Origin of the sequence: Edaphobacter sp. 12200R-103, from assembly GCF_010093025.1 — a bacterium.
GTDB lineage: Bacteria > Acidobacteriota > Terriglobia > Terriglobales > Acidobacteriaceae > Edaphobacter.
In genome coordinates, this window is sequence record NZ_CP048114.1 from 2942759 (window position 1) to 2956897 (window position 14139).

The 14139-nt window shown below is 60.0% G+C and carries 9 protein-coding genes; 3 read left to right on the forward strand and 6 right to left on the reverse strand.

All coding sequences use genetic code 11. The features are described from left to right. Window positions 1-7 precede the first annotated feature (7 nt). The 4 genes from GWR55_RS12235 to GWR55_RS12250 form a co-directional block, all read right to left on the reverse strand. Window positions 8-1039: a DUF1338 domain-containing protein gene (locus tag GWR55_RS12235; RefSeq protein WP_162402514.1), complete on the reverse strand. Its 1032-nt coding sequence runs from the start codon at window positions 1037-1039 to the stop codon at window positions 8-10. Between the two features lie 91 nt (window positions 1040-1130). Next, entirely contained in the window at window positions 1131-3026 is a 1896-nt protein-coding gene (gene pabB / locus GWR55_RS12240; RefSeq protein WP_162402515.1) for an aminodeoxychorismate synthase component I, read from the reverse strand. A 39-nt stretch (window positions 3027-3065) separates the two neighbouring features. After that, window positions 3066-4430 carry a sigma-54 dependent transcriptional regulator gene (locus GWR55_RS12245; RefSeq protein ID WP_162402516.1) on the reverse strand — a complete coding sequence of 455 codons (1365 nt, stop codon included), beginning with the start codon at window positions 4428-4430 and terminating at the stop codon, window positions 3066-3068. Continuing rightward, window positions 4427-5641, reverse strand: a complete 1215-nt coding sequence (locus GWR55_RS12250; RefSeq protein WP_162402517.1) for a PAS domain-containing sensor histidine kinase — start codon at window positions 5639-5641, stop codon at window positions 4427-4429. Before GWR55_RS12250 ends, GWR55_RS12245 begins: the two co-directional genes overlap by 4 nt. A gap of 211 nt (window positions 5642-5852) precedes the next feature. Between GWR55_RS12250 and GWR55_RS12255 the strand changes: the two genes are divergently transcribed. The 3 genes from GWR55_RS12255 to GWR55_RS12265 are packed head-to-tail and all read left to right on the forward strand — an operon-like array spanning window position 5853 to window position 11454. Then, on the forward strand, window positions 5853-7160 hold the full coding sequence (locus GWR55_RS12255) for a TolC family protein (protein ID WP_238398379.1): 1308 nt from the start codon (window positions 5853-5855) through the stop codon (window positions 7158-7160). Window positions 7161-7165: 5 nt separating this feature from the next. Further along, complete coding sequence (locus GWR55_RS12260; protein ID WP_238398774.1) at window positions 7166-8332, forward strand: efflux RND transporter periplasmic adaptor subunit; 1167 nt, start codon at window positions 7166-7168, stop codon at window positions 8330-8332. 2 nt (window positions 8333-8334) lie between these two features. Then, the gene (locus tag GWR55_RS12265; RefSeq protein ID WP_162402518.1) at window positions 8335-11454 is read left to right on the forward strand and encodes an efflux RND transporter permease subunit; all 3120 of its coding nucleotides are present in this window, start codon (window positions 8335-8337) and stop codon (window positions 11452-11454) included. Window positions 11455-11489: 35 nt separating this feature from the next. Here GWR55_RS12265 and GWR55_RS12270 read toward each other — a convergent pair whose 3' ends face one another. Beyond that, a complete protein-coding gene (locus tag GWR55_RS12270; protein ID WP_162402519.1) occupies window positions 11490-12578 on the reverse strand; it encodes a P1 family peptidase in 1089 nt (362 codons plus the stop codon). A gap of 32 nt (window positions 12579-12610) precedes the next feature. Beyond that, entirely contained in the window at window positions 12611-14050 is a 1440-nt protein-coding gene (locus GWR55_RS12275) for a sodium:solute symporter (RefSeq protein WP_162402520.1), read from the reverse strand. Window positions 14051-14139 lie beyond the last annotated feature (89 nt).

Here is a 14139-nt window from a genome sequence, read left to right on the forward strand (position 1 = left end):
CGGTCGGCTATGACTTTGTATTAGCTGTCATCTTAAAGATAGCCTGAGCGTTCCCGCTGTCGAAGCTGAGATCGAGCGGACTCTTGCCATTTTTGGTCGGCATGCGCAGCCGGGTGATGAATTCGTAGAACGACCCGGGCACCTCGCGGGAGATGCTGGTGCCATCGGTGGTGCGAAAGTTTCGCTGGACCCGCGCGGCGTTCAGGGCCGTCTGGCGGACACGGCCCGACTGAGAGGTCTCCACCTTTTCCTTGATGGGCATGTGAAGCGCCTTGAGCTCGGCAGACAGGGCATCGACGTCCGGGACGCGGTCCGTGGCGTGGTTGAATGCGTTCCCTTCTGTAGAGATCCACGCCATCTCAGGCGATTCGGCGAGGAGCGTCTGGTAGTCGGCCAGGGCAGGCTCGGCGTGGTGGCGATCGAAGACGGAGACGAGGACCGGAAGAAGGCTCTGTGCCTCTTCGAGAGAAAGAGAGCCGGTCTTTTCCAGGGTTTCGAGTAACGCAGCCGCCTCCGGGGTAATCGGGTCGACGGAAGACGCGGTGACGCGGCGAACGGCCTGCTGGAAGGTGTGGGAGAAGCGCTCGGGGTGCAGCTCACTGATGAAGAACTGCGCGATGTCTTCCGGGTAATCGGCCTGCGCGTGGGAGCGGCCGGTCATGCGCAGGCGCTCCAGAGGATAGACGCCGTTGAGACGATAGCCGAGCGGGCGCAGGACGCGGGTGATGGCCTCCTGCCCGGAAGGCAGAGCTCCCATGCCTTCGAGTGCTACGGTGCGCACGGCCCCATGGTCATGGATGATCGTGCGCTTCTGATCGAGGCAGAGCTGAACGTACTTTGCCGCGGAGGGAACGCGCTTGAGGAGGTCTTCGAATAACAGCATGTTGAGCGCCTGAGCGAGAACAGCGCGAGAGACACGGGGACCAGGATCGGAGGCAAGATCATGATGAATAAGAAGGACTTGGAAGAGACGGTCGGTACGGCTGGTTGAGAGGACGGGAGCAAGAAGTTGATACAGTACGCCAGTTTCAGGTCGCATGGTCTTTCTCCTGCGTTCGGCTACCTCAGGCGCTCGAACGCTGCAACATCATAACCCTGTTGCTTCTTGTACCGGCAAGCCCGGTATGGACTTAGGTAACCGGGTTGAATCGCAGAGGCAGTCGACCGGGCAGGTGGATCTCCGCGATGGGCCGGAGTCCCCGTAGGCTATTGCCTACATAAACGGCACGCGCTGTCGCCAGGCCCGCGAGAGGAACGGTAGCTTCGCGCGCTTCCGGCCGGGTAGCAAGAATATGGCGACGCAGTACACCCGGCAGAACACCGGCGCTGAGCGGAGGCGTGAGCAGGTGTCCTCCCTGCTCGACAAAGAGCGTACTGATGGCTCCTTCGGTAAGCTCATCGCGCTCATTGAGAAAAATGACCTCGTCGAAGCCATCAGCGCGAGCCTGCGCATACTCCTGGTCGTAAAGCTCGCGCAGTGTTGTCTTATGCCGCAACAGAGGATCATCGGAGCGGGTTCGGCAAGGCGAGATGCGGACTATGAGCGGAGCGGGGTCGGGGATGAACTCAGAGTGAGTCAGGGTGAGCGCACCGGTCTCGTCCAGCAGGAGACGGACGCGCTGGCGCTGGCCGGGAACAAGCGATGCTTCAAGCTTGCAAAGCCGCGATTCGATAGCGTCGCGGTCACAGGCAAAGTCAAAGTACGCGGCTGAGGACACGAGGCGATCGAGATGCAGCGCGAGGAGAGACAGGGAATGCCCGTCAAAGAGCATAGTCTCGATGAGCTGAAATTGGCGCACAGGCCGGGTGAGGAACTGCGTCTTCAGCTGGCATTCGCGGTACTCGGAGGCTGGATCAGAGTCAGCAACGATGCCACCGCCGACGCCCATCGTGGCCGTACCATCCCGCAGCACCAGCGTGCGGATAGCCACGTTGAAGGTGGCATCGCCCGACGGAGGAATGTGGCCGATGGCTCCGGTATAGACGCCCCGGGGCTGGCGCTCAAGCTCGCGGATGATCTGCATGGTGCGCAGCTTCGGCGCGCCGGTGATGGAGCCGGAGGGAAAGATGGCGCGGAAGATCTCACCGAAGCTGAGGTCAGGGTTGAGCTCGCCCGAGATGGTCGAGGTCATCTGGAGCAGGGTGCGGTAGCGCTCGACGGAGAAGAGATCTTCGACCTGCACGGACCCCATGCGGCAGATTCTGCCAAGGTCGTTGCGGAGCAGATCGACGATCATGATGTGCTCGCTGCGGTTCTTCTCGTCGGATTGCAGCCGCCGCGCGTGGCGGTCATCTTCCTGAAGATCGAGCCCACGCGGGATGGTTCCCTTCATAGGGCGGGTGGTGATGCGACCGTCACGGATGCGAAAGAAGAGCTCGGGCGAGAGCGAGAGGATGTGCTGGCCACCGACATGCAGCAGGGCGCTGTAGGCGACGGGCTGCGCTCCGGAGAGAACCGCGAAGGCGACCGCCGGGTCGTGGGGATTCTCGACGGTAACCGAGTCGGTGAAGTTGACCTGATAGGTATCGCCGGCTTCGATGTAATGCTTGATGGCCTGGATCTTCTGTACGTATTCACCGGGCACGATCTCTAACTTCACGGCGCTGGCGAAGCGCTCCAGCGTCTCCGGAAAAGGGGCTCCCGGGGGTATGGGACCGAGGAACTTGCCCTGAGCGTGGTCAAAGACGAAGGGCGACTGGTAAGCGCCGAACCATGCCAACGGGAGCGCGTCTTGCGAGATGGATGTAGCGAAGGCAGCCTGATTCAGCTTCTCTTCGAGAAGATAGCCGCACTCGTAGCTGAGATACCCGGCGAGATGAAGTCCGCGGCGGCGGCTCGATTCGATCCAGTCGAAGACTACGTCCAGCTCCGACGCCTTGTTTGCCTGAAATATCTCCTCGGGATCGAGGAAGAGAAAGCTGTGACGGTTTTTCGGATCGAAGCGCGAGGTCTCCAGCAGAACCGCGTTGGGCGACTGAGCCGCGAGTGTGCGGAGGTGGGCCGGAAGTGGAATCCACTGAGACATGAGGGGCAAAATGATTGTTTCATGTCCCCTGCGAGCGACCTACTCGGTCGAGAGGCCGTACTTTTCCATGCGATAGATCAGGGTGCGTCGGCTGATATCGAGGTACTTTGCCGCCTTGGTCTGATTGCCCTTCGCCTGCTCCAGGGCTCGGAGGATCAGTTCGCGCTCGACGGCTTCCAGGCTGACGCCCTCTTCCGGTAGCTCAATCCAGAAGGCCGAGTTGTCGGCGGGTACGCGGCGAATCTCCTCAGGAAGATCGGCCTCCGTCACGATATTGGAAGAGCTGAGTACGAGCATCCGCTCCAGAACGTTCTCAAGCTCGCGAACGTTGCCGGGCCAGCGATAACGCGTCAGATGCTGGATGACTCCGGGGGTCAGTTCTACATCGGCCATTCCGTGACGTTCTTTCGCCTCGTTGAAGAGATGCTTGACCAGCTCCGGAATATCTTCCCTGCGCTCGCGCAGCGGAGGGAGCAGCAGGGGCACGACGGCCAGGCGATAGTACAGGTCTTCGCGGAAGGCCTGGTCTTCGATCATGGCCTGAAGGTTGCGGTGCGTGGCGGCGACGACGCGGACATCGACCTTCTGGACGTCGGTCGCACCGATCTTTGCGATCTCGCCCTGTTGCAGTACGCGCAGCAGTTTGACCTGGGCATCGAGTGGAAGCTCGCCGACCTCATCGAGGAAGAGCGTGCCTCCGTCGGCGAGCTCAATCTTGCCGGGCTTGGTCGCCAGAGCCCCGGTGAAGGAGCCGCGGGTGTACCCGAAGAGCTCCGACTCCACCAGTTCCTTGGGGATGGAGCCGCAATTGATGGTGACGAAGGGGCGGCTCTTGCGTGGGCTGTTGTGGTGGATCGCCCGGGCCAGCAGCTCTTTGCCGGTTCCAGTCTCGCCCTGGATGAGCACGGTGGTATCGCGCTGGGCGACGCGTGCAGCCTGGTCGAGTACGTGCAGAAGGCTCTTGGCGCGCCCCACGATGCCCTCGAAGCCGTACCGCTGGTCAAGCGCCGAGCGCAGGTTGCGCACCTCTTCGATGAGGTTCTGGCGCTCCATCGCGCGATGGACGACCAGAACAAGCTCTTCGAAATCGAGCGGCTTGGTAACGTAGTCGTAGGCGCCCAGCTTCATGGCTTCGACAGCGGTCTCGACAGTGCCGAAGGCCGTCACGATGATGAGAGTGGGCTGAATGTCGTCTGCCGCGATGCGGCGCATCAGCTCAAGCCCGCTGGTGGGCATCTTCAGATCGCTGATGACAAGCTGCGGGGGTGCCTGGCGGATGAGTTCATGCGCCTCTGCACCATCGGCAGCAAGGATCACCTCATAGCCTGCCTCTTCCAACTGCATCTTCATGACGCTGCGCAGGCTGCTGTCATCGTCCACGACAAGAATCCGCTTCGAGCTCACAGTGCACCTGCCATCTTCTGAGAGCGTGCGAGAGGAAGCTCCAGCCGGAAGGTCATGCCCTTCTCGGCATTGTTTTCAGCGTACAGAAGTCCGCCATGCTGCTCGACAATGTTGGCGGCAACTGCAAGCCCCAGGCCGGTCCCGCTCTCCTTTGTCGTGAAAAACGGTTCGAACATACGCTCCAGCTGTTCGGCAGACATCCCAGGCCCCTGATCCCGCACCTCAACACACAGTTGTCCTGCACGGGGAAAGGCCTTCACAACGACACAGCCTCCGACAGGGCTGGCCTGAATGGCGTTGAGAACAACGTTGAGCAGAACCTGCTTCATCTGCTCGGCGTCGCAATCGAGCATCGGAAGTTGGGGCGGCAGATCGTCAATGATAGCGACCTGCTGGCGCAATGCGGCATGGCGAGCCAAAACCGTCACGGACTGCACCAGAGCGCAAGCATCGACGCGCTGAAATCGCGGCAGACGAGGACGCGCGAAGTCGAGGAAGTTGGTCAGCAGTTTGTTCAGGCGCTGCGACTCCTTCTCCAGGATTCCCAGACACTCCTGCTTGTTGTCAGCCGAGGCATTGCCGCGCTTCAGGATTCCTGCGGCGCCGGAGATGCTGGCCAGAGGATTACGAATCTCATGGGCGAGGCTGGCGGCGAGCTGTCCAGCAGCCGAAAGGCGCTCGGTTCGCTTCATCTTTTCAACATTTTCACGGAGCTCGGTGTAGACGTCCTCCAGCTCATGCTTGGTCGATTCCACGCGAAGGCGCTGGACGCGCTCCCGGTCAGCGAGCAGGCCGGCGATAATGCCTGCGCTGCCGAAGATTGCCAGCTCCAGCAGTTGATCGGAGGCATCAATGGGCCACCGCGCCCAGTGCCGCGCGATGATCGGGGCCTCGACAAGAAGTCCGAAGATCAGGGCCTTGACCGCGCCGCGCCAGCCAAACAGCATGCCCGCCATCATGAATGGCAGAAAGTTGAGATGATGCAGCACATTATGGAGCGCGATGGCGCGCGGAGAGGTAAACCAGGTAGTCAGGCCAACACCGACGATCATGGCTGCGATCACCGCTGCCTTGACGCGCGGTGTCCGCAGAAAGCTCAAGGACCTGGAAGCTTGCCCCATCTCCTTATTTTCCCATGCGGCTGCCTGCGCCTGCTCCAACAGGGGCGGCAGACGGGTTACCGTCACGGTTGAAGAGAACCAGGTGTGCATTCAGCGGAATGCAGATGCAATCCTCATTCCATCTTCCAAAGGTCCGATGTTCCAAAGAATCAAGCGAAGTCGGATGGTCGTGGACGATACGGGACAACCAGAAGCCGCGAAGTGTACCAAATGGGACGGTTCTTCCGCAGAATGTGCGGTTTTGTTGAATCTGCTTTGGCCTTTGGATTGCACTTTCCTTAACGTGCACCAGCGATGGCTTTTGATCGTTCTTTTATTCTCCTTGCGTCCGGCGGCGGCTCAGGTAACGGCGCCGACGAGTGACTCTCTGCCGCAAGCGCCTACACCTTCACAAGCTCCGGCACCCACCCCCACGGAACAGTCCACGGCGATTCCACTTACGCTGGATGAAGCCCTGGCGATGGCCAACAAGAACAGCCCGCGCCTGCATGCAGCGAACGCTCTGCTGGCACGCGCCACTGCGGCGACCCAGACGGCCCGTGCCTACACGAACCCACAGGCCGAATACTTCATCGGCAACCAGAGCGCGCGTCCCGTCAAGACGCCCGGAACTCCGGGCCTGCTGCAGCACTATGCGGGCTACCAGACGATTGAGATGCCGCACGAACGCGCGACCAGGCGCGAGGTTGCCGATCTGGGCAGGACGGTTCAAAGCTACGACCGCGATACGGAACAGCTTTCGGTGACGTCGACCGTCAAACATGCTTTCTATGAGGCCGTGCGGTGGAAGCATGAGGTAGAAATCGCACGGGAGAACCTGGCGCTGGTGCAGGATCTTCGCAACCGCGTGGAGATCGAGGTCCGCGTAGGCGAAAAGGGCCGCCTGGAACTGACACGGGCGGAAGCGGAGCTTGCACGAGCGAACTTTGGCGTAAGGAGCGCACAGATCAACCTGGTGGATGCAGTCGCATCTCTTCGAGCTGTCATTGCGGCGCCGCCGGATATTGCGATTGATCCCAGAGGGGCACTGGAACCGCCGGTGCGCCTGGGACCGTTGAACGAACTGCGAGCAATTGTTCTTCAAAGACACCCTGTCATCGCGGGCGCAAATGTTGCCCTTGATCAGGCTGAGGTGGAGCTCGAGCATCAGCGAGCACTTCGTGTCCCCCAGCCAACCTTCTACGGAGAGTGGGAGCGCCAGCCGGATCTTACTTTCTGGAGAGTAGGAGTCACCGTTCCTGTTCCGCTATGGGATCGCCGCAAAGGCCAGATCGCGGACGCACAAGCGACCATTCGACAGGCCTCCGCAGTCCGCAATCAGAGGCAGTTGGAACTGACGGCAGCGCTGGAACGCGCCTATGAGAGCTACCAGCTTGCCGACCAGCAGGCGAAGTCTCTGGAAGCGGGATCGTTGCATGAAGCCGAGAGCGCCGTCGAAGCAGCGAGGAATGCATATAAGTTCGGCGAGCGCGGCATTGTTGAGGTGCTGGATGCGCAACGCGTCCTGCAGACGGTACGCGGCGATCTGCTGGATGCGCAGTTTGCGCGAGAGTCAGCCCTGATCGACCTTGAAGAACTTGGCGTAGTTGCCACAGGAGAAAAGCATTGAAGATCGTGAAACGTACAAGCTCCCTGACCGGCTGCGCGCTGGCATCGATTGCCGTCCTTTTATTGACTGCCGGTGGTTGCAAGAAGAAGACAGCTCCTGCGGAGGTCCAGGTGCAGGAGGATCCGACCGTTGTTTCGGTCACACCGGATCTGGCGAAGAGGCTCGTCATCGGTGAGCCGAAGGTAGAGGAGGTTGCAGGCTCGCTCCAGGTTGCCGCGCGTATTGACACCGATGCCAGCCGGATTGCACGCATCGGCTCTCCTGTTGCAGGACGCATCATCAAGCTGCTCGTGCTGGAAGGACAATATGTGCATCGCGGACAGGCGCTGGCGACGCTGCACAGTACTGATCTTTCCGACACACAGTTCGCCTTTATCAAGGCGTATTCGCAGGAGCAGCTGGCCGAGAAGGCGGCCGAACGCGCGGAACAGCTTGTAAAAGCCGACGTGATGGGCCAGGCAGAGCTGGACCGACGCCGCGCAGAACAGCTGCAGGCCTCCACCGAGGCGCAGGCGTTCCGGACACAGTTGGGCGTTCTGGGCATGTCAGACGCTGCCATCCGCAAGCTCGAGACCGTGCGAAAGCTCAATGCCGACTATCCCGTTATTTCGACGATCAGCGGAACCGTACTCGATCGCAAGGTCACGATCGGCCAGATCGTGCAGCCGGCGGAGGTCGCCTTCATGGTTGCCGATCTTTCGAACGTGTGGGTGATCGCGGATGTCCCGGAGCAGAGCGCCGGCAAGCTGCACAAGGGCATGGAGGTCATCGTGAAGATTCCGGCTCTGCCGGAGCAGGAGATTCAGGGCAAACTCTCCTATGTCTCGCCCATCGTCGATCCCAACACGCGAACCGTGCAGGTGCGCATGGACCTTGCGAATCCGAAGGGAATCTTCAAGCCAGCGATGCTGGCCAACATGACCTTCATCGATGCCTCCGAGCGCAAAAACACGATCCCGTCCACCGCTGTCGTTCGGGAAAACAACAAAGATTGCATTTTTGTACAGATTGGACCCCACAATTTCATGCTGCGGGAGGTCTCCCTGGGATTGGAGAGCGGCGACAGGCGTGTGCTGGAGAGCGGTGTAAATCCTGGAGAGAAGATCGTTCTGGATGGGGCCTTCCACCTGAATAACCAGCGCAAGCAGAATGCCATCAAGGGAGGCGAATAGCGATGCTGCAGTCCATCGTTCGCGGTGCGCTGAAGCATCGCCTGGTCCTCATCGTCGTTGCCATTGCTCTGGTATGCTTTGGCGTCAACGCCGCCCAGCATCTGTCGGTGGACGCCTTCCCCGACGTCACCAACGTTCAGGTCGTAATTGCGACCGAAGCCCCGGGGAAATCGCCCGAAGAGGTCGAGCGCTTCATTACCATTCCTGTCGAGATCGCCATGACCGGACTTCCGGGCATGACCGACATGCGCTCGCTTATCAAGCCCGGCCTCTCGCTGATTACGCTGGTCTTTGAAGACGGCCGCAGCCTCTATCTCGAACGTCAGATGGTCTCAGAGCGCCTCAACGAGCTGCGCAGCCGGATGCCGGAGGGGGTTACCCCCGTTCTGGGCCCAATCACGAATGCGCTGGGCGAGGTGTATCAGTACACGCTTGAGCGCCCGGACGATGGCAAACGTCCTCTGACGAAGGAAGAGCTTACCGAGCGGCGAACCATACAGGACTGGGTTGTGCGTCCGCTGCTGCGATCGATTCCCGGCGTCGCCGAGATCAATTCGACCGGTGGATTTGTCAAGCAGTACGAGACCCTGGTCGATCCGCAGAAGCTTCGTTATTACCACCTGACCATCCAGGATGTCACCAATGCGCTGGCGCGGAATAACGCTAACGCCGGCGGAGGTATTCTGCCGCAGCACGCAGAGCAGTATCTGATTCGCTCTGTCGGTTTGATTGACGATCTCGATGACATTCGCGGGATCGTCCTGAAAGAGACCGGTGGGACCCCTGTCTACATTCGCGATGTAGCAGAGGTGCGCCTTGGAACCGCCGTCCGCTATGGCGCCATGATTAAGAACGGCTATACCGAATCTACCGGTGGCGTCGTTCTCATGATGACCGGCGGCAATGCAAAGGAGATTGTCAGCCGCGTGAAGGCGCGCGTTGCCGAGATCAACTCCAAGCACATGATTCCCGGCGGCCTGCAGATCAAGCCCTATTATGATCGCTCAAAGCTGGTAGACGCCGCTATCGATACCGTTACAGAGGTTCTGGGTGAGGGCATCGTCTTTGTCATTATTGTGCTCGTCCTCTTCCTGGGAGATATCCGTTCCAGCCTGATCGTCAGCTCAACGCTGCTGGTGACGCCGCTACTGACCTTCCTGGTAATGAACAAGATCGGGCTGACAGCCAACCTGATGTCGCTCGGAGGACTCGCGATCGCAATTGGCCTGATGGTCGACGGCTCCGTGGTCGTGGTGGAAAATGTTTTTGGCAAGCTGAGCCATGCCCGGCATCATGGGCACGATGTCGACTCCGTACAGGGAAAAATGCACATCGTGCTGGATGCCGTGGGCGAGGTCGCGACCCCGGTCTTGTTCGGAGTTACGATCATCATCCTCGTCTTCCTTCCCCTGATGACGCTGGAAGGCATGGAAGGCAAGATGTTCGCTCCCCTTGCCTATACGATCGCCATCGCGCTCGGGATATCGCTGCTGCTTTCGCTCACGCTGTCTCCCATCCTATGCAGCTACATGCTCCGTGGAGGATCGGAAGAAGATACCTGGTTTGTACGCCGACTCCGCCGGCCGTACAACGCAATGCTGGAATGGGCAATGGGACATCGCAAGACGACGGTTATCTCGGTTGTCGGCATGTTTATCTTTGCACTGTGCCTGTTCCCGTTTCTGGGGACCGCCTTCATTCCGGAGATGGCCGAAGGAACGCTGTCGCCGAACGCAGATCGTGTCCCGAACATCTCCCTCGACGAGTCGCTGAAGATGGAGATGGCGATGCAGAAGACGATGCTAACCGTGCCCGGCATCGATAACGTCGTATCGCGCGTGGGCCGCGGCGAATCGCCTGCCGATCCGGCTGGACCGAACGAAGCCGACGTGCTGGCGTCGCTGACTCCAATTGAAGATCGCCCGCGCGATCGCTCGCAGGAGAAGATTGCCAATGAGGTGCGCGAGAAGCTGGCGGTTATTCCCGGCATCAACCTGGTGATGTCGCAGCCGATCTCGGACCGTGTCGATGAGATGGTATCCGGCGTTCGAGCTGACGTGGCCGTGATGCTGTATGGCGATGATCTTGACGTGCTGGTTGAAAAAGCGCGTGAGATTGCCCGGGTGGCCAATACGATTCGCGGAACGCAGGATACCCGCGTGGACCGCGTCGGTGGCCAGCAATACCTCAATATCACCATCGACCGGCGCGCGATCGCACGCTATGGCTTGAATGCCGCCGATGTCAACGATGTAATTGAAACAGCCATCGCCGGAAAGGCCGCCACAGAGATTTACGAGGGCGAACGGCGGTTCGAAGCCGTGGTTCGTCTGCCGCAGCCGCTCCGCGACAGCGTTACCGAGATTAAGGAGCTGCAGATCAGCTCACCCGATGGTCCTCTTATTCCTCTCGATAACCTGGCCAGGATCGGAGTACGGGAAGGCCCGGCGCTCATCAATCGCAGCATGGGCAAGCGACGTATCGTGGTTGGTGTCAACGTCCAGGACCGCGACCTGGGTGGCTTTGTGGCTGAACTGCAGCAGAAGGTCGACAAACAGGTGAAGCTGCCTCCCGGCTACTACATTGAGTGGGGCGGTCAGTTCCACAACATGGAACGCGCGATGCATCACCTGATGATCATTGTGCCGATCACGATTGCGGCCATCTTCTTCCTGCTGTTTGTACTGTTCCAGTCGGTGCGGTTCGCTGCGCTCATCATTACAGTGCTTCCGCTGGCCTCCATCGGAGGTGTGATCGGACTCTTTATCTCAGGCGAGTATCTCTCGGTACCCGCATCGGTCGGATTCATTGCGCTGTGGGGCATCGCAGTGCTGAACGGTGTCGTGCTGGTCTCCTACATCCGGAAGCTGAGGTCTGAAGGAATGCCGCAGGCACAGGCGATTCGAGAAGGCGCCAGGCTGCGCTTCCGTCCCGTCATGATGACCGCCACGGTAGCCGCACTGGGTCTGGTTCCCTTCCTGTTCGCACGAGGAGCAGGTTCGGAGATCCAGCGTCCACTGGCAATCGTCGTCATCGGAGGATTGTTGAGCTCGACCCTGCTCACCCTGATCCTCCTTCCTGTGGTCTACGCGACCTTCGAAGGCAAAGAGCGGGACGCTTAACGTCCCGCTCTTTGAGCTACCGTAGTGGCATCACGTTATCCTCGCCGAACGTAGTCTCTATACGCCGGAAGATTGAATTCAGGCAGGCTGGTGGCCTGCATCGCCGCCCTGACGACAGCACGCGACATGACCGTCGCCGCAATGGCGCCGATGGCAGAGACATCTGCCTTTACGTCTGCTGTTCCTGTCGACATTGCAAAGATCGTGTCTCCATCGCCCATCGTGTGGACCGGATTGATCGAACGCGCGTACCCGTCGTGAGTCATCTGAGCGATCTTGGTCATCTGGGTCTTCGTAAACGGAGCGTTGGTCGCCACAATCCCGATAGTCGTGTTTGCACCGTTCTCCACGACGACGCGGTATCCCCTGAGAATTTCCGCCATGGAGTCGCGAAAGCCCTTGTCATCCTCCGTGCGGGCCCCGGCAACGATTTTGCCAGAGTGTGGATTGACCACATCGCCGACCGCGTTCACGGCAACGATGGCTCCCACCACGATTCCAGTGTTGCCGATCTTAACGCTCGCCGTACCCAGGCCGGACTTCATGGCGAACTTCGGCCCGAACATCTTGCCAACGGTAGCTCCCGCTCCCGCACCGATGTTGCCCTCTGCAACCGGCCCGGTGGTCGCCGCCATACACGCCTTGTACCCGTGTTCATCGGCGGGGCGGATCTTGAAATCACCTACTCCAAGATCCATCAGGATGGCGGCGGGGACGATGGGAACCACTCCCTTGCCGATCTTGTAGCCGAGATTGTGCTCTTCGAGCCAGCGTACCACTCCGGTAGCTGCAGCGAGGCCATACGCGCTTCCGCCGGAGAGCAGGATCGCCTGCACCTTCTGCACCATGTTGATGGGCGAGAGCAGATCCGTCTCGCGCGTGCCCGGGGCCGAACCACGCACATCCACACCTGCGGTTGCGCCGTTCTCGCAGATGACAACCGTGCAGCCGGTCGGGCGCTCGGTCAGCGTATGCTGGCCTACCTTCAGGCCCGGCACATCGGTGATCGATCCTCCTTCGGGGAGCGAAATGGTCTCCTTTGCCGAGGCGAAGGCCGTCTCCGCCGGGAGTGCGGCGGCCAGCGGAAGTCCAAGCAGGTTGCGGGCAAATTCACGACGCTTCATCAGGAACCTCTTCCTCTTTGGTACAGGTACTTCTACGAAACTGTCTCTTCTGCACTTGTATTGGTCGCAGGCGCGAAGAGACGAAACGAGATCATTACAATAGCCGCCGTTGCGATACCGATCACCTGCGGGGAAAGCATGCCCACGCCTGCGCCACTTGTAAGGCGCATCGCTAGAAGGGTCGCCGTCAGAGCAGCCACAATGCTACTGAGAGCGGCGGGAGCAAACACGCGCTTTGAGTAAAGGCCAGCGAGAACCGGCACAAACAGCGCCACCGCGATCAGGCCGTAGAAGATCGAGACCGCCTGAATGATCGACGGCAGAACAACGGCAAGCGCGATACCGGCGACGCCTGCGCAGACCGAGGTGAAGCGGCTGACCCATAACATCTTCTGCTGCGACGCCGCGGGGTTCAGGAATGTCTTGTAGAGATCGACGGCGAGAGAGGTGGAGAGCATGAAGAGGATGGCGTCGGTCGCACTTAGCTCAGCCGAGAAGATGGAGGCCAGCGTCCAGATGCCGAGCCACTCGGGAAGCAGCGCCTTCATTGCGGACGGCAGCGCAAGCTCTGGATTGGCAAGGTGAGGCATCGCCGCAAACGCGCAGAGGCCGAGGACAGGCGGCACGAATGCAAAGATAGCCTGCCCGATGGAGTTCAGCGTCACGCCAGTACGCACGGCGTGGACATCCTCTGCTCCGTAGACCTTCTGGACCAGACCCGGAGAGATCATGAACGACGGCACGAGGATTGCAATCCATGCGAGCAGTTGTTTAGAACCAGCTCCGGTCATGCTGAAGAGAGCCGACGTCCGAGCCTCGTTCGCTGTATGGGCGAGAACCAGATCGTGCACGTGCGACCATCCGCCCAGCGCATGCAGCGCAAACGGGACGGCCAGCAGAAGCCCTGACATCGTGACCGCGAGTTCGAACATGTTCACAAACGAGGAGGACATCATGCCGCCAGCGGTGCAGTAGACGATGGCGACCACGCCTCCGATGAGGCAGCCCTGCCACTTGGGAATGCCCGCGACGGTGTCGAGGATCCACGAGATGGCAATCAATTGGCCCGCAAGAATGGCAAGCGCGCCAAACCAGAAGAGCACAGCGATGACTGCTTTGACTGCCTTGCTGTAGCGAAACTCAAGATAATCCTGCAGGGTGGCGAGATTATGTCTTTTCGCGATGGTCCAGAGCTTGGGTCCGAGAAATTGCGCCAGCAGGAAGGTTCCGATGGAGGCCGAGCCGACCCACCACCACGCCGACATTCCCATCCGGTATCCCAGCCCGGTTGCGCCGACTGTAGAACCTGCTCCGATATTGGCCGCAAGAAATGTGGCGAACAGGCGCCCTGGCCCCAGGCTGCGGCCGGCGACCAGAAAGTCTGTAGAGTTCTTCACCTTGCGGCTCATCACAAGGCCCAGCCCCATCAGGACAATGGAGTAGAGCAGCAATGCGATGAGATAGATGTTCATTCCTTCGCTTTCCCTTCTTCCAGTCCCATCCACTGTATTGCATCCTCATAATTCGCCTTGAGTGAAGCAATCAGGAGGCGTCGCTCCAG